Annotated in this window: 15 protein-coding genes; 10 read left to right on the top strand and 5 right to left on the bottom strand. The window is 49.3% G+C overall.

Annotated features, from left to right (window positions below):
• Positions 1-5: 5 nt before the first annotated feature.
• Complete coding sequence (locus DW088_RS01105) at positions 6-743, bottom strand: WecB/TagA/CpsF family glycosyltransferase (RefSeq protein WP_117491714.1); 738 nt, start codon at positions 741-743, stop codon at positions 6-8.
• Positions 744-1,017: 274 nt separating this feature from the next.
• Between DW088_RS01105 and DW088_RS01100 the strand changes: the two genes are divergently transcribed.
• The 4 genes from DW088_RS01100 (at position 1,018) to glyA (ending at position 4,780) form a co-directional block, all read left to right on the top strand.
• Positions 1,018-1,323, top strand: a complete 306-nt coding sequence (locus DW088_RS01100) for a phage holin family protein (protein WP_118358823.1) — start codon at positions 1,018-1,020, stop codon at positions 1,321-1,323.
• Positions 1,324-1,486: 163 nt separating this feature from the next.
• On the top strand, positions 1,487-2,542 hold the full coding sequence (locus DW088_RS01095; RefSeq protein WP_118358821.1) for a type IV pilus twitching motility protein PilT: 1,056 nt from the start codon (positions 1,487-1,489) through the stop codon (positions 2,540-2,542).
• Positions 2,543-2,784: 242 nt separating this feature from the next.
• Positions 2,785-3,369, top strand: a complete 585-nt coding sequence (locus tag DW088_RS01090; RefSeq protein WP_118358819.1) for a helix-turn-helix domain-containing protein — start codon at positions 2,785-2,787, stop codon at positions 3,367-3,369.
• A gap of 157 nt (positions 3,370-3,526) precedes the next feature.
• Complete coding sequence (gene glyA, locus DW088_RS01085; protein ID WP_118358817.1) at positions 3,527-4,780, top strand: serine hydroxymethyltransferase; 1,254 nt, start codon at positions 3,527-3,529, stop codon at positions 4,778-4,780.
• Between the two features lie 329 nt (positions 4,781-5,109).
• Here the strand turns inward: glyA and groL are convergent, their stop codons facing one another.
• From groL to DW088_RS01065, 4 genes are all read right to left on the bottom strand, one after another.
• On the bottom strand, positions 5,110-6,735 hold the full coding sequence (gene groL, locus DW088_RS01080) for a chaperonin GroEL (RefSeq protein WP_118358815.1): 1,626 nt from the start codon (positions 6,733-6,735) through the stop codon (positions 5,110-5,112).
• A 20-nt stretch (positions 6,736-6,755) separates the two neighbouring features.
• Entirely contained in the window at positions 6,756-7,040 is a 285-nt protein-coding gene (locus tag DW088_RS01075) for a co-chaperone GroES (RefSeq protein WP_110436870.1), read from the bottom strand.
• Positions 7,041-7,214: 174 nt separating this feature from the next.
• Positions 7,215-8,399: a THUMP domain-containing class I SAM-dependent RNA methyltransferase gene (locus tag DW088_RS01070; protein ID WP_118358813.1), complete on the bottom strand. Its 1,185-nt coding sequence runs from the start codon at positions 8,397-8,399 to the stop codon at positions 7,215-7,217.
• 112 nt (positions 8,400-8,511) lie between these two features.
• On the bottom strand, positions 8,512-8,961 hold the full coding sequence (locus tag DW088_RS01065) for a hypothetical protein (protein ID WP_118358811.1): 450 nt from the start codon (positions 8,959-8,961) through the stop codon (positions 8,512-8,514).
• 298 nt (positions 8,962-9,259) lie between these two features.
• Here DW088_RS01065 and DW088_RS01060 point away from each other — a divergent pair, with 298 nt between their 5' ends.
• The 6 genes from DW088_RS01060 to DW088_RS15640 all read left to right on the top strand — a co-directional run bounded on the left by DW088_RS01060 (position 9,260) and on the right by DW088_RS15640 (position 14,925).
• Positions 9,260-9,697 carry a hypothetical protein gene (locus tag DW088_RS01060; RefSeq protein WP_118358809.1) on the top strand — a complete coding sequence of 146 codons (438 nt, stop codon included), beginning with the start codon at positions 9,260-9,262 and terminating at the stop codon, positions 9,695-9,697.
• A gap of 15 nt (positions 9,698-9,712) precedes the next feature.
• Entirely contained in the window at positions 9,713-9,913 is a 201-nt protein-coding gene (locus DW088_RS01055; RefSeq protein ID WP_118358807.1) for a hypothetical protein, read from the top strand.
• Between the two features lie 826 nt (positions 9,914-10,739).
• Positions 10,740-11,042: a hypothetical protein gene (locus tag DW088_RS01050; RefSeq protein WP_118358805.1), complete on the top strand. Its 303-nt coding sequence runs from the start codon at positions 10,740-10,742 to the stop codon at positions 11,040-11,042.
• 136 nt (positions 11,043-11,178) lie between these two features.
• The gene (locus tag DW088_RS01045; RefSeq protein ID WP_118358803.1) at positions 11,179-11,652 is read left to right on the top strand and encodes a hypothetical protein; all 474 of its coding nucleotides are present in this window, start codon (positions 11,179-11,181) and stop codon (positions 11,650-11,652) included.
• Between the two features lie 73 nt (positions 11,653-11,725).
• The gene (locus DW088_RS01040; RefSeq protein ID WP_118358801.1) at positions 11,726-11,971 is read left to right on the top strand and encodes a hypothetical protein; all 246 of its coding nucleotides are present in this window, start codon (positions 11,726-11,728) and stop codon (positions 11,969-11,971) included.
• Positions 11,972-14,736: 2,765 nt separating this feature from the next.
• Positions 14,737-14,925, top strand: a complete 189-nt coding sequence (locus DW088_RS15640) for a type II toxin-antitoxin system HicB family antitoxin (RefSeq protein WP_147356522.1) — start codon at positions 14,737-14,739, stop codon at positions 14,923-14,925.
• The last annotated feature ends 784 nt before the right edge of the window (positions 14,926-15,709 follow it).

Raw genomic sequence — 15,709 nt, 5'->3', positions numbered from 1 at the left:
TCTTATCACTTTCCCTTCCTGCCGAAAAGCCGCTCCTTGATAACGATGAGCAGAAATTTCGGCAGCTTCATCATACGGCCGATACGGCTGGGCTGCTTGAGCAGACGGTAAAACCACTCCAGACCCAGCTTGATGAAAATATCCGGCGCACGCTTGGCAACGCCTGCGAACACATCCAGCGAGCCGCCGAGACCGCAGAACAGTGTGCTGTGGATATCGTCCATGTTGTCCGCAATGAATTTCTCCTGCTTGGGCGCACCCAGACAGACGAACACAACATCCGCACCGCCTGCGGCGTTGATGCTGTCAACAACCTCCTGCGGGTCGGAGAAATAGCCGTCATGCGTGCCGGCGAGCACCAGTCCCGGATACTTCGCACACAGGTTTGCACCTGCCTTTTCGGCAACACCGGGCTTCGCACCCAGCAGATACAGGCGCATATTCTCCTTGGCCATCGCGGCAACAAGGCTCTCGGCAAATTCAATGCCGGCTACCTTACCGTGCAGCTTTTCACCGAGGATCTTTGCAGCATAGATGATGCCGATGCCGTCCGGCAGGACAAGCGTCGCATGATTGACAACGCCCATGAATTTTTCGTCATGGCGGCAGAGATCGACGATCTCCGGATTCGGGGTAACAACGTAGCCCTTCTGCCGGGAACGGATCTTGCTCATTGCAAGCTCAACAGCCTGCTGCTTGGTAACGGCGTGAAATTGCACGCCCAGAATAGAAGCAGTATTCATCTTCGTATCTCCCATATTTTCCAGCCTTTTATGGCGGTAAACATTCCTAATCTATTGTATTATACAGCAGCAAACTAAAATCTGCAAGTCCAGCTTGCAGAGAGTGAGGAGTAAATAGCGATAAACGTATCATGCAGGGTGGGCTGACCCCGGTCCGCCGCCTGTAAGTATGTGCAGATTGTTACGAACGGCGGCATGAGGTCATGCCGCCCTGCGATATGCCTTGGCAAACATCGTTCTCTTTCCGCATAGGCTGTTAAGGGGAGGTGAACCCATGGAAGAACTGACGCAGTATATCAAGGCGGATTTCGCGGTTCTGGTGGCGGTTTTATACTGCATCGGACGCGGACTCAAGGCAATACAGCGGTTTCCCAATCAATTTATCCCTCTGGCACTCACGTTCTGCGGGATTGGACTGGCCTGTCTGTCGGTCGTATCGCGCTATGCCAGCTACGGCAACTGGGCAGCCGCTCTGTTTGAAGGTGTGGTGCAGGGTGTCCTGTGTGCGGGCATGTCGGTCTATCTGAACGAAGTCATAGCGCACTGCAGTTCAAATAAAGGAAACAACCCGCCGAAATAACACGCGCAAACAAAAGAGGAACGAAGTGTTCCAACAATCTCAACGGCTTCGGTTTTCCGAAGCCGTTTTCATTTATCCTTACTTGCAGCGGCAGGCAATTTGCGGTACAATACCCATATAAACTCTGTCCCCTGCTTTGGGACACCAAGGAGAGAGACACGCCTTGTACGATTTACAAACTCTGATTTTTTACGCCAAGGAGAAAAACACCTCCGATGTGCATTTAACCGTTGGTCTCCCGCCGATGCTGCGTATCGACGGTGAGCTGCGTACCCACGGTGACGTACCTCTGACCGAGCAGGATGTGCAGGATGCGGCGCAGCAGCTTGCGGATGAGCATCAGCTGCACGAGCTGAAAACCATCGGCGAGTCCGACTTTGCAGTGACGTTTGCCGATTCCGTGCGTATGCGCTGCAATCTGTTTCGCCAGCAGCACCACACAGCGCTGGCGCTGCGTCTGCTGCCGATGGAAATCCCGACTGCGGAGCAGCTTCGCCTGCCGGATATCATTATACAGCAGGCCGAAAAGCCGCGCGGACTGGTTATCGTGACCGGACCGACCGGCTCCGGCAAAAGTTCCACACTGGCGGCACTGATCGACCACGTCAACCGCACCGCGGCACGCCATATCATTACGCTCGAAAACCCGATCGAGTATGTACACCCGCGCATTCGCTCAATGATCAACCAGCGCGAAATCGGCGCGGACACGGATAGCTTCGCAAGCGGTCTGCGGGCGGCTCTGCGGCAGGACCCGGACGTTATTCTCGTTGGTGAGATGCGCGATCTGGAGACCATTTCGACCGCTATTACGGCTGCTGAGACCGGTCACCTTGTATTCGGCACACTGCACACCAAGGGGGCTGCCGGTACGATCGACCGTATCGTAGACGTATTCCCGCCGGAGCAGCAGGAGCAGATTCGCATTCAGCTTGCCGAGGTGCTCGAGTGCATTGTCTGTCAGACGCTCGTACCGCGCACCATGGGCGGCCGCACAGCCGCATTTGAGATTCTGACCGGCACTTCTGCCGTGCGCAACCTGATCCGTCAGAACAAGTCGTATCAACTGATCAGCACCATGCAGACCAGCCGCAATCAGGGCATGATGCTGATGGACGATTCACTCGGTGAACTCGTCCGCAGCGGCGAGGTCCGCCTCGACGATGCCGCCGCAAAGGCAGCCGACCCGGAAGCGTTTCCGCAGTCTGTCTTCCGATAAGATAACAAATCCCGCGTTGAATTTCACGCGGGATTTTTATGGCAATACCGCATAAAGGAGCCGCGGCTTTAATTATGCGGTGTTGCCTTATGCTTACTTTGCTTTGCGCCTGCTTTGGGAGCAGGATGCCGCAGGTTCACTCTTACATTAATTTTCCATTCTCAATTTTCCGCAACTCTACGGAACGTTCATTGTATTCTCCTCCGTTTTCCGTATAATAGAATGCAAGGGAGGTGATCCGAATGGATCAGGTAAAAACCGGCAGACTGATCCGCGCTCTGCGGACAAAACTGGGACTGACACAGCTTGCGCTGGCCAAACAGCTTGGTGTCAGCGACAAAGCGGTATCCAAATGGGAGCGCGGCGGCGGTGCTCCCGATATCTCGCTCCTCCCGTTGTTATCACAGGCTCTCGGCGTGGACACCGAAGCCCTGCTGAGAGGCGATCTGGAGGAAAACGATATGACTAACGGCAATATGAAGAAAATGCGGTTTTACCGCTGTCCGGCCTGCGGCAATCTGCTGTTCTCGACCGATGACGCAGATGTGACCTGCTGCGGTGCAAAATTGACCAACCTCGTTATGCACAAACCGGACGAGGAAAATGCACTGCAAATTGAGCACAGCGACGGCGAATGGTATATCACCGCACCGCATGAAATGCACCGCGAGCACTATATCTCGTTCGTTGCATTTCTCACCGGAGACACGATGATCGTCAAAAAGCAGTACCCGGAATGGGGATTAGACGTGCGTCTGCCCTATATTCGGCACGGCATGCTGCTGTGGTACTGCACGAGGGACGGACTGTTCTATCAGAACATCTGAGCAAAGGCAGGGTAACCTGCCTTTTTTATTTTTGCAGGAGGCTTTTTGTAATCCTTCATTTTTGGTTATATTTTTCGTAAAATCGACTTGCTTTTTTAGGAGGGCAATGGTATAGTCAAAGAGAACTTTATACTACTAAAGCTTGGAGGTAGTTCAAATGTACAAAGAAATGATGGATTCCATCGGTATGATCCAGTCGATCGACCCCGAGCTGGGCAGTGCGATGAACGAGGAGCTGCACCGTCAGCGTCAGAATATCGAGCTGATCGCCAGCGAAAATATCGTTTCTCCCGGCGTTATGGCTGCTATGGGCAGCGTGCTGACCAATAAGTACGCTGAGGGTCTTCCCGGCAAGCGCTACTACGGCGGCTGTGAATTTGTTGACAAGGTAGAGCGCATCGCAATCAAGCGCGCATGTGAGCTGTTCGGTGCAAAGTATGCGAATGTTCAGCCGCACTCCGGTGCACAGGCCAACCTTGCGGTTTACTTCGCTCTGCTCGATCTGGGCGACACCGTTATGGGTATGGATCTGTCTCAGGGCGGTCACCTGAGCCACGGCTCTCCGGTCAACCAATCCGGCAAGAACTACCACTTTGTTTCCTACGGCGTAAACGAGGATGGCTTCATCGACTACGCTGAGCTTGAGAAGGCTGTCAAGAAGCATCGCCCGAAGCTGATCGTTGCAGGTGCATCCGCGTATCCGCGTGCCATCGACTTCGAGAAAATGGCCGAGATCGCACATGGCTACGGCGCTTACCTGATGGTCGATATGGCGCACATTGCCGGTCTGGTTGCCGGCGGTCAGCACCAGAACCCGATGCCGTATGCTGACGTTGTTACCACCACCACCCACAAGACGCTTCGCGGTCCGCGCGGCGGCCTGATCCTGACCAACAACGCTGTTCTGGCAAAGCGCATTAACTCCGCTGTATTCCCGGGCACCCAGGGCGGCCCGCTCGAGCATGTTATCGCGTCCAAGGCGGTTTGCTTCGGTGAGGCACTGCAGCCGGAGTTCAAGGAGTACGCACGCAAGATCGTTGAGAATGCCAAGGCTATGGCTGCACAGCTGCAGGCACGCGGTGTCAAGCTGGTTTCCGGCGGCACCGACAATCACCTGCTGCTCGTTGATCTGACCGACGAGGAGTGCACCGGCAAGGATCTGGAGGCGCGTCTGGATTCGGTTCACATCACCGCCAACAAGAACACCGTTCCGGGCGAGAAGCGCAGCCCGTTCATCACCTCCGGCGTTCGTCTGGGCACCCCGGCCGCTACGACCCGCGGCATGGGCGTGGAAGAGATGAAGATCATCGCGGACTGCATTGCAGACTGCATCTATCACTACGATGAGAAGAAGGACGAGATTTCCGCACGCGTTCTGGCACTCACCGAGAAGTTCCCGCTGTACGAATAATCTCCGGCTGCCGCGGAACTGCTTCATCCGGATTTCCGAACAATGCCGCATGAAGCTCCGGAGCACGCAAGTCCGATGATACTCATACAAAAACAGAGCGTTTCACTGCTGTGAAGCGCTCTGTTTTCATTTCCGGGTAAGTCTCAAGCCTCTTGAAGAATACATTAAGCACATTTGTATCTGTAATTTTTCGACAACATAAAAGGCCGATGCCTGCAAAATGCAGACATCGGTCTTTTACATATCTGATGCTTTTCCACTGACGATTATCACAAGTTTGCCTTTTAACCCTTAAAATCTCCAGCGTTTTCAGTATTTTTCGGTACTTCTTAGTACATACCGCCCATATCCGGAGCAGCCGGAGCAGCCGGAACCGGCTCCTTCTTATCAGCAACCAGGCTCTCGGTGGTCAGAACCATCGAAGCAACGGATGCTGCATTCTGCAGTGCGGAACGGTTTACCTTGGTCGGGTCAACGATGCCGTTTGCGATCATGTCGCCGTAGGTCTCGGTTGCAGCGTCAAAGCCGTAGCCAACCTTGTCAGCGTGCTTAACCTTATCAACAACGATTGCGCCCTCGATGCCTGCATTGGCAGCGATCTGCTTCATCGGTGCTTCCAGACCGCGTGCAACAATCTGCATACCGGTCTTCTCATCGCCGGTTGCCTCTGCAGCCAGAGCCTCAACCGCTGCGATAGCGTTTACATAAGCTACGCCGCCGCCTGCTACGATGCCTTCCTCAACAGCTGCGCGGGTTGCGTTCAGTGCATCCTCGATGCGGAGCTTCTGCTCCTTCATCTCGGTCTCGGTTGCAGCGCCAACCTTGATAACTGCTACGCCGCCGGCCAGCTTAGCCAGACGCTCCTGCAGCTTCTCACGGTCGAAGTCAGAGGTGGTGCGCTCGATTGCGCCGCGGATCTCAGCAACGCGGTTTGCGATAGCCTGCTTGTCGCCAGCACCGTCAACGATGGTGGTGTTCTCCTTGGTTACCTTGATCTGACGGGCAGAACCCAGCATATCCATGGTAGCGTCCTTCAGCTCGATACCAACCTCCTCAGAGATTACGGTACCGCCGGTCAGGATTGCGATGTCGCGGAGCATATCCTTGCGGCGATCGCCAAAGCCCGGAGCCTTAACAGCTACGCAGGTGAAGGTGCCGCGCAGACGGTTTACGATCAGGGTGGACAGAGCCTCGCCCTCAACGTCCTCAGCGATGAGCAACAGCTTCTTGCCGGCCTTAACAACCTGCTCGAGGATCGGCAGCAGCTCCTGAATGTTGGACAGCTTCTTATCGGTGATCAGCACCAGAGCATCATCCAGGTTTGCTTCCATCTTCTCGGTGTCGGTGCACATATACGGGGTGATATAGCCGCGGTCGAACTGCATGCCCTCAACAACCTCGGAGTAGGTCTCAGCGGTCTTGGACTCCTCAACGGTGATAACGCCGTCGGTGGAAACCTTCTCCATAGCCTCTGCGATCAGGGTGCCGATCTCGTCAGAGCTGGAGGAGATAGCGCCTACACGAGCGATGTCGCCCGTGCCGTCAACCTTCTTGGAGTTCTCAGCGATTGCTGCAACAGCAGCCTTGACTGCCTTGGAGATACCGCGGCGCATTACCATCGGGTTTGCACCTGCTGCTACGTTCTTCAGACCCTCACGAACGAAAGCCTGCGCCAGAACGGTAGCGGTGGTGGTGCCGTCGCCTGCGATGTCGTTGGTCTTGGTGGCAACTTCCTTAACAAGCTGTGCGCCCATGTTCTCGAAAGCGTCGTCCAGCTCGATCTCCTTAGCAATGGTAACACCGTCGTTGGTGATCAGCGGACCGCCGTACTTCTTATCCAGTACAACGTTGCGGCCCTTCGGACCGATGGTTACCTTAACGGTATCAGCGAGCTGATCAATACCGCGCTGCAGAGCCTTGCGCGCGTCCTCGCCGTAAATAAGCTGCTTAGCCATGATGAATTACCTCCTGAAAATTACTCTACGATTGCCAGAATGTCGCTCTGACGAACGATGATATACTTCTCGCCGTCCAGCTTAACCTCAGTACCGGTGTACTTGCCGGTAATGACCTTCTGGCCCTTCTGAACTTCCATCTTGATTTCCTTGCCGTCAACAACACCGCCTGGGCCTACTTCAATGATTTCAGCAACCTGGGGCTTCTCCTGTGCGGATGCGGTAAGAATAATGCCGCTTGCGGTGGTCTCCTCCGCCTCGACCATCTTGATAACTACGCGGTCGCAAAGGGGCTTGAGCTTCATAATGGATTCCTCCTATGAAAAATAAGATTTTACAATGTTGGGGGTTAGCACTCAAATTACCCGAGTGCTAACTTCGAGTATTATCTTACACCAAGGAGCCGCAATATGCAAGGGGGTAATCCGGAATTTTCACAAAAATTTTCTAAACAAATTATGAACAGTGCCCTGTACTGCTCAGCGTTTTGCCGACCGTTTAGCAGACGGTCGGTCGGAGTGCTTATTCTCTCCCCTGTTTGATGCAGACGGGTCTTTAAAATACATATGCAGCTCGCACTTGATCATGCCGTTATACAGCTTGCGGCGCTTATCCGCCTTGCGGCCGTAGCAACGCTCGAACAACGGGTCCGAGCTGAGCAGATACTGCTTCATCGGGCTGTTTTTTGTCGCTCTGCCGAGGTCGGCGTACAGCTTTTCCGCCTGCTGCAAGTCCAGCAGACGCTCACCGTACGGCGGATTGGCAAACAGTACGCCTGCACCGCTGTAATCGCGCTTGGTCGCGTCCGCGCGCTCGAAGAACACCGTGTTCGCTACACCGGCCTTGCGCGCGTTCTCGATGGACAGCTGCACGCAGTCCGGGTCGATGTCGCTGCCGACGATATCGAATTTTGCGTCCGGCTGGGCAAAGTCGAGCGCACTCTCGCGCGCCTGCTGCCAGACCGACTTGTCAAAGCAGCTCCACTTTTCCGCGTCAAAGCGGCGCAGCAGACCGGGGGCACGGCGCTGCGCGATCATGGCCGCCTCAATCGCAATTGTGCCCGAGCCGCAGAACGGGTCGAGGAACGGATCGCGCCCGCGCCAGCGCGCCAGCTTGACCATAGCCGCCGCCAGCGTCTCACGAAGCGGCGCCGCATTGCTGTTGGCGCGGTAGCCGCGCTTGTGCAGACCGGCACCCGAGGTATCGAGGTACAGCTCAGCCACATCGTGCATGATGGCGAACTGAATCTGATACTTTTCACCAATCTCATCAAACCAGGTCTGACCGTACTTCGCGCCCAGGCGCGATACGACTGCCTTTTTGATGATCTTCTGGCAGTCCGGAATCGAGTGCAGCGCGGAGTCCAGACTGTGACCCTTGACCGGAAATGCGCCGTCCGCCGGAATGAACTGCTCCCACGGGAGTGCTTTTACGCCCTCGAACAGCTGGTCGAACGTTTTGGCTTTGAATGTGCCGATGCGGATGAGCACACGCTCGGCGCACCGCAGGTTCAGGTTCGCCCATGCAAGCGTGTTTTCGTCACCGGTGAACAGCACGCGGCCGTTTTCCGCATGCACGTCGGTCAGCCTGCCGCCGAAGCGCAGCTCATCCGCGACGATGCCCTCCAGCCCGAACAGGGTCGGGCAGCATAATGTGAGTTGCATATGGTTTTCCTCCAAAAAGGCTCCCGCCGTCAGAGCAGGAGCCGAAATTCCTTTTTAGCTTTTATATTGTATCGGTTTTTGCGGATTTTGTCAAGATTTGCGACGAGATGGGCTATTTTAAATTTGGTGTGGATAGAGGGTAAAACGCATATCCCATGTCTTCTTGGCAGCTTGTCAGGCGGATCTCGCAGCTTGTCAGGCGGATCTCATTGAGTTTATAGTATTCCAGCGTATCCGTATCATATAGCTTGCCATCATCGCTCTCCTGCAGCACCTGAATGCCCAGCAGAGCGCCTTTATCCGCCAGCTCTATCATCGTACTCAGGCGACCATAGATCATGCAGGGACAGTCCTGTGCTTCTTTATTGAGGTCAACAATGCGGAACACCTTCTGCGAATTATTCGCTACAAACTCATCCAGCGAGCCATAGTTCGTGAACGCATCGTCATCCGGCGGTTCCGGCCAACTCCACTGCTCGATCGGCTCATTGATATGCACGTCAAAGAACTTTGTTTCCGGTTCGCCGCACTCGCAGTTCGTTTCAAAGAAGCAATCCGGCATGAACTCTGTTCCGTGCCAGCCTTTACCTTCTCCAGTTTCGGCATTATTCTACGTAAAGTACCAGCCGCTGCCCTCTGCTTCTCCTTCTTCCTGCTCAAAACGAGCATATGGGAGATAGATCATTTTTTCATTTTTCACACCTTTTTTCCTCCTTATTTGAGGACTATTTTTACTGCGGACAAATAAAAAAGTGCCGGTAATGAGGATTTCATTACCGACACTTTCGATAAGGAAGGCTCTTTAGGGTCTTCCTTTTCTTTTTATCAAGAACTACCTCGATTTACAGGAGTTATCGCCTATGCCTAGCAATATACCATCAAAGTCCGATGAAAACGGCGCAGCCGAATTCATCAAGCACCAGAAACTATGTGACTTGGATTACTATTCCCGCTTTTCGCGCGAGGAACTGGAAACCAAGCACGCCGATATTCTGCATTTATATGAGGCTCTTAAGAAAGACACCCGCTTTTGGATTGTCTTATCGTTCGTTCTGATTCCGGTTAGTGCGTTTATCTTGTGGGACTTCTATCTGCTGCTTGCCAATCCCGCCTATGCCTTTTACGCATCAAAAAATATGAACATCGCAGAGATTATAGCTCTTCTCATACATATCGGAGCCCTTCTGCTGCACGCAGCATTCATCACATTTTCCGTTTCTGACGGTTTCTATCTCGGCTTTCTTCGCCGGCAGAAAAAGACGGTCGAAGAGCTGCTTACCATCAACGAAACCAAGTAAAGGAGGCTCTTCTCTATGCATTTCTGCATTTTCAAGCGCAACGAAACGCTGGACGTACTTCTGCTCCCCCACAAGGGAACAAACATGTACAGCTTCGTGAATCTTAGCAAAGGTCATATCTGCCCTTGCTTATTTCCCAGTATTGATGCCGCTATTGCTGACCTTGACGACCGGCAGAAGCGCGGCTTAATTCTGGAATACAACGTTATTGCTTAAAATCAAAAGATCCCCTCTGCTCATTTTGAGCAGAGGTTTTCTTTTGCCGCAAGCCGCCCTTCGCCTGCGGATCCGATTCTTCATTTCTTTATCATTTTTCGGAACACATACATTCCCTTGCCGATTCCTTTCCTGTGGGCAAAGAAAAAAGCACCAGCAATGAGAAAAGTCATTACTGGCACTTTTAACGTGTCATTTATTGATTTTTTATCGTTACGGTATCACTGCTTGTATTCCACACGTTAAAAACCATACAAATGACACGTTAAAACCCCATCGTTTTATCGTCTACACGACACTGCAGATGAACCTCGCTCAGTTTCCGGTATTCCACCTGCGCAGTATCAAGCATCCGCAACCTAATAGAGATAGTCCGGCATGAACTCTGTTCCATGCCAGCCTCGACCTTCTCCTTCCTGATCAAAACGAACATATGGGAGATAGACCATTTTTCTCATTTTTCACACCTCTTTTCTCTTTCTTATTTGAAGACTATTTTTGCTCCGGACAAATAAAAAAGTGCCCAAACCCTGCATTATACCATACCAATGTCAACCCTGCTAAGTGCAAAATGGAATAGGCTGCAGCGACGTGTAGACGGCGTATGAGGTACGGTACGGGTAAGAGTAAGGGTTCTTTCCGAACCACTTGTCCCCTGCCATACTAGCGATTCTGGCGCAAATTTTGTAGTATATCACAGTTCACTTCCCTTTCGCTAATGCAAAAACTGCATAAGTCCGGGCATCGAACAATTGTTTGCTTTTTCACTGAAATATGGTATAATAATTACAAAGCAAATGTTGCGTTTAAAGAAAGAAGGGCTATTATGAAACTTGAACATGTAACCGTTGACGATATGCTTCGTTCATATCTAAAGTCTAATTTCGCTAACCGCAACACACTGGTCATTTGGCCTTTAAGTATGTGTGATTCCGAAGCTGAAGTTGAGACTATTAAACAAGATCTCTTCGAATTCGGTTATCTTCCGCCGAAGAGCTATTTCCGCAATGGATTCTGGATTATAGAGATGCCCACGCATACGGCATGTGAAATCATCAACCGTCATAGTAAAGGTACACTTGCGATGCGTTGTTATTGCGGCGATGAATGTCTCCACGAAAATATGTGATCGTTCAAGTCCTATGTAAAACACCTCCAAAACTCTTCTTCAGATCATCGAGAATTGATAATTTACCCGCCGCACACTCGTGACTTCAATCGTGAGTAAGGCGGGCCAGATAGAACAAAAGAAAGGAGGAAGTGATATGTCTATGATAAATGAGATTATGCAAAGAGTATATAACAGCAGCGAGTTTGCGATTAAAGGGTATTCCCTGAGTCTGAAGGATACTTTCTTTGTGACGCACTCTACTCGTGCGTATGTTGTGTTTATTGCTGAGAGAAGCAACCTGGATGGATCAAACCAGAGTTTCAGCTATGTGATATATTCTGTCAATGAGGAATCTGTCATAGCATCGTCTTCTGATTTGTATAAGTCGATAACATCACAGTTTCCTTCACTTGCTGATTTATCCAATGCTGGAGGAAAGACAGATTTTGTTCGTAAGCGGACGCTCTCCAAACAGTTAGACATCTTGACAGAATCGTATGTAAAGCACAGCGGGCTATTGGACGATGTTAAAGATGCGTATATTTCTTACCTGACCGAAACGGAGGAAATTAAAGCGCCATCCTTCAAACCGATTTACGAGTATTTCTCAGGGAGAACAAGGAGGTAACTGCTATGGGATTATTTGACCGCAATTCTAACGAGAGTGCCTATTATTGGATTGTCGTAAGGGGGGGTAACAGATGATTGATTTTCATATTGCAGTAGAGATTGCGAGAAAGTATTATGCCGAGAAAGGCCAACAGGAACTAACCAAAGTATACGATGCAAAAAAGATTTGGATTGTATATGCCGGAAAGAAAGACCAGCCTAAATTCGGCAATGCTGGTATTGCCATTGATAAAGAAACAGGCGAAATCAGTCGATTCATTCTTCCTTCTCGTACAAACTTTGAAATCCTAAAAAATGCAACACTGATTGATATCTAACAGGAGGTAACTGTTATGGGATTATTTGACCGCAATCCTAACGAGAGTGCCTATGAATGACTTACCTCCAAAACCGCTGTTGATTTCTTTGGCGGTAGTTCATCGTTTGAGACCTATGTAAAATCGCACATCTCCAAAACATGCGGTCAGCTGAGCATGGCCATTCGCTTGTTTGAGACCTATGTAAAATCAAACGCCTCCAAAATCTATCCTCACTTGCAACGGCATCGGCAATTGTTTGAGACCTATGTAAAATTACTCACACTTAAAAATTCTTTTCGTCCCATACCTCATACATAATTTGAGCCCTCTGTAATGCAACATACCAACAAAACTCCTATCATCCTCTTATAGCTTGCCTATAGTTTGAGACCTATGTGAAATCATTTACCTTATTATCACCGTTCAGACCGGTCATTTGAGTCCTATTTTTTACAATCCATGCAAAACAAATGCCTCCAAATCACTCTCAGGGGAAAATATCTCGATAATTGAGACCTATGTAAAATCACCTACATCTCTAAAAGGATCATTTTTTGATACCTATGTAAAATTACTCGCCTCCAAACCTGGCGCGCGAAAAAAATACACCTCTTCCCCGTTTGAGACCTATGTAAAATCAAACACTATTAAAACAAGACTCCTAACGACGGTAATAGGCGCATCGTTTGAGACCTATGTAAAATCAAACACTCCTAAAACCTCACATTGTCCCCGAATAACCCTGAAAGGAAATTTGAGGCCTATGTAAAATCAGATACCTTTAAATCTGCCTCTGTCGGCGATGTAACAGACCAGCCGTTTGAGCCTGTAAAACAAAATACATCTAAAACAACACGATTATTTTTGTCTTTTCTGCGTTCGTTTGAGTTTTATGTAAAATCAACTACCTCTTATCTCTGTGTCCTGTGCCATTGGCTAACAGCTTGAGACCTATGTAAAATCAAACATTTCTAAGACGAACTTCTTTCAATGCCGTTTGAGATCTATGTAAAATGACTCACCTCTAAAACGGAGGGGATGTTGTTATATGTTTTCATAATGTTTGAGACCTATGTGAAACCATATACCTCCAAACCCATCTCTATCGGCGATGTAACAGACCAGCCGTTTGCCGTGCGCTGGAAGTGCGACTACATAACGCTTGAGTCCCATATAAAATCACTCACCTCCAAAACCTGTTTTTGCGAATACAGTTTAAGTTTGAGACCTATGTTGAGACTTATGTAAAACCAAAACAAAGGAAAATAGACCGCAAATCAGTAATTTGTTTGAGTCTCGTGTAAAACAAACTATCTCTAAAACCACCAACCTATTACAATCCTGTGCCTGCCGTTTGAGACCTATGTAAAACAGGACACCTTCAAACTCTTACCTGATTAGTCCACATATCTTTTCTGTTTGAGATCTATGTAAAACTATCCACCTCCAACCGGATATGAAATATCCGTTCCATCAGGGTTTGAGTCCTATCTTGCATCTAAATCAAAGAGAATAGGGTTTACGATTGCAGTTTGAGACCTATGTAAAACAGCAAACACCTCTATTTCTTCGATTTCCAGACGACTGTTACTGCCCTGTTTGAGTCCTTATGTAAAATCACTTACCTCCAAAACCGACGGCATTCCAACATAGGTTCGCGCTTAATTTGAGACCTATGTAAAATCCGATACCTCTAAACGTGATACAGTCTTCGTTTTGAACGGTCGTGCGTTTGAGACCTATGTAAATTACCTGATTGCGGCTTCCCAGTGACCTGCCTATCTCATAGGGGCGTTAAATTATCGTTTGAGCCTATGTCAAACCTCTTTTATCGGCTATCCTGGTCCGCTACGCGCGTTTGAGTTACTTAACCTTGTAAATTCACAACCATTTTTGCTTATATAGGAGGCGATTTCTTTGTTTATCATCGGCATTATTGCTGGCCTGTGTCTTTTAGCAACGGTTGTTTGCGTGACCGCTGTTATTGCGGCCGGACAGGCTGATTACAACAAAGCTACTCGGAAAGATTAAGACCTTTCTCTTATATGTAAAAGTCTTTTGGACTGGCTTTTGAGCCCTGCCCTCCACCGTTAGGTTGGCTTTTTGCGTTTGAGGTCTATGCAAAACAGGATGCCTTTAAACATAATGCCGTGTTGGATCATAGCTTGAGACCTATGCAAAACGAAATACCTTCAAACCTCGGGGGCTCTGTTTATTTTGCCTTTATAGTTTGAGACCCATGTAAAACCATACACCTCCAACCGGATATGAAATATCCGTTCCATCAGGGTTTGAGACCTATGTAAAACGAAATATATCCAAACCGTTCGGTATCAACAACCTGCTTGAAAATCGGTTTGAGACCTATGTAAAACAAAATACCTCCACTCATAGCCGAGATGCGTGCCTTAACCTCGATGAGTTTGAGACCTATGTAAAACGAAATATATCCAAACCGCTGTCGGCGGAAGAAGTGCAAGTACCCCAGTTTAAGACCTATGCAAAATCCTCTACCTTCAAAATCTGCATAAACAAGGAGAACTCTAAATGATAATCCCTATTAACATTCATGCAGGCGCTTTTTTGCTTTGTTTCGGGCTCGTCCTTCTGCTTACTGCGTTTCTAATTGAAGACTCGAGCAAATCCTCTCCTGGTTCTTTGACTATGGGATGTTTTCTCACAGGAATGGCAACAACTTTTGTGGGTATTCTTGTTCTGTTCTCGTGCCTTGTGCTACACCTTGTCATATAAATCCGTTTTTATTGCTAAAGGAGCTGTTCTTCATGTTGTATCCCTACGCCATAAGCCGTGAGAGCGTCAATGGGCATCGTGTCTGGATCGCCAAGAGCCTGCATTTGAAAGGCTGCGTCGCCCAAGGAGATACTCGCCTTGAGGCAATCAAAGAGCTGGAGTCCAATGAAATCGCATGGCTTGAAACTGCTAGAATGCTGCATATTCCTCCGTCAAATTAACACCTACACAATCGAAAATTCCTACTCCATCTATACCCTTGCGGTTAGGTGGAGTTTTTATGCAATTTGTTCTTGTGTTACAAAAACCAGATTTTCGATATTTATAAATGTAGATGGCTAATATGGACCATTGTTACCGGGATAATTTTAAGTCTTTTCCCTACACACGTGGGGTGATCCTATCCCATATTTTTTCTACAAGATTTCAGAAAGGAAGTGACCACAATGCAGTTAATACATGAACTTTCATGGTTATGGAAAGGAATAGGTATTATCGCACTTGTAAGTGCCATAGTTCTTATTGCAGCGTTCAAGCTGCACAAGGAAGAATACAAAATTGAGATTGTATGCATTATTCTTATCGCAACTATACTGATTTGTATTATTGCTATGATCCTTTGCGCTCGGGTTCCGATGCCCATATAAGCAATAGGCATTGCAGATTGATTTTTATCGTTACGGTAGCACCTTGTGCACTGCTGGCATCGATGGTGGTGATGGCGGGGGCGGCTCCTGAGGCGTGGGATAAATAAGCGCTACAATGCGCTGTAAGCGTTTCTAATCTTCAGTAGTTAAATTTCACATTCGTCCCATTGCCCGTCCTCCTGTCGCATCTGAGGACGGGCAACAGCGTTTTATAATCATTTCTTTATCGACCAGCACGATTGCTGGTAAAGCGCAGCTTCCTTACTCGAAAGCCGCTAAAAACCTCTCACCGGCGATATATTCGCCCATGGCAATGGTGATTAGAGTTTCTCGTACGTTCTGCTGCTCGCCCTCTCAT

This window comes from Butyricicoccus sp. AM05-1 (genome assembly GCF_003474415.1).
GTDB lineage: Bacteria > Bacillota > Clostridia > Oscillospirales > Butyricicoccaceae > Agathobaculum > Agathobaculum butyriciproducens.
Note: the sequence above shows the minus strand (reverse complement) of the source record. Positions and strands in the feature narration are given on the sequence as shown.

Coding starts and splice junctions, on each gene's coding strand:
- glyA (WP_118358817.1), top strand. CDS start 3,527: ATGTACAAAGAAATGATGGATTCCATCGGTATGATCCAGTCGATCGAC.
- DW088_RS01045 (WP_118358803.1), top strand. CDS start 11,179: ATGTCTATGATAAATGAGATTATGCAAAGAGTATATAACAGCAGCGAG.
- DW088_RS01090 (WP_118358819.1), top strand. CDS start 2,785: ATGGATCAGGTAAAAACCGGCAGACTGATCCGCGCTCTGCGGACAAAA.
- DW088_RS01055 (WP_118358807.1), top strand. CDS start 9,713: ATGCATTTCTGCATTTTCAAGCGCAACGAAACGCTGGACGTACTTCTG.
- DW088_RS01065 (WP_118358811.1), bottom strand. CDS start 8,961: ATGCCGGATTGCTTCTTTGAAACGAACTGCGAGTGCGGCGAACCGGAA.
- DW088_RS01060 (WP_118358809.1), top strand. CDS start 9,260: ATGCCTAGCAATATACCATCAAAGTCCGATGAAAACGGCGCAGCCGAA.
- DW088_RS15640 (WP_147356522.1), top strand. CDS start 14,737: ATGTTGTATCCCTACGCCATAAGCCGTGAGAGCGTCAATGGGCATCGT.
- DW088_RS01105 (WP_117491714.1), bottom strand. CDS start 743: ATGAATACTGCTTCTATTCTGGGCGTGCAATTTCACGCCGTTACCAAG.
- DW088_RS01075 (WP_110436870.1), bottom strand. CDS start 7,040: ATGAAGCTCAAGCCCCTTTGCGACCGCGTAGTTATCAAGATGGTCGAG.
- groL (WP_118358815.1), bottom strand. CDS start 6,735: ATGGCTAAGCAGCTTATTTACGGCGAGGACGCGCGCAAGGCTCTGCAG.
- DW088_RS01100 (WP_118358823.1), top strand. CDS start 1,018: ATGGAAGAACTGACGCAGTATATCAAGGCGGATTTCGCGGTTCTGGTG.
- DW088_RS01040 (WP_118358801.1), top strand. CDS start 11,726: ATGATTGATTTTCATATTGCAGTAGAGATTGCGAGAAAGTATTATGCC.
- DW088_RS01050 (WP_118358805.1), top strand. CDS start 10,740: ATGAAACTTGAACATGTAACCGTTGACGATATGCTTCGTTCATATCTA.
- DW088_RS01070 (WP_118358813.1), bottom strand. CDS start 8,399: ATGCAACTCACATTATGCTGCCCGACCCTGTTCGGGCTGGAGGGCATC.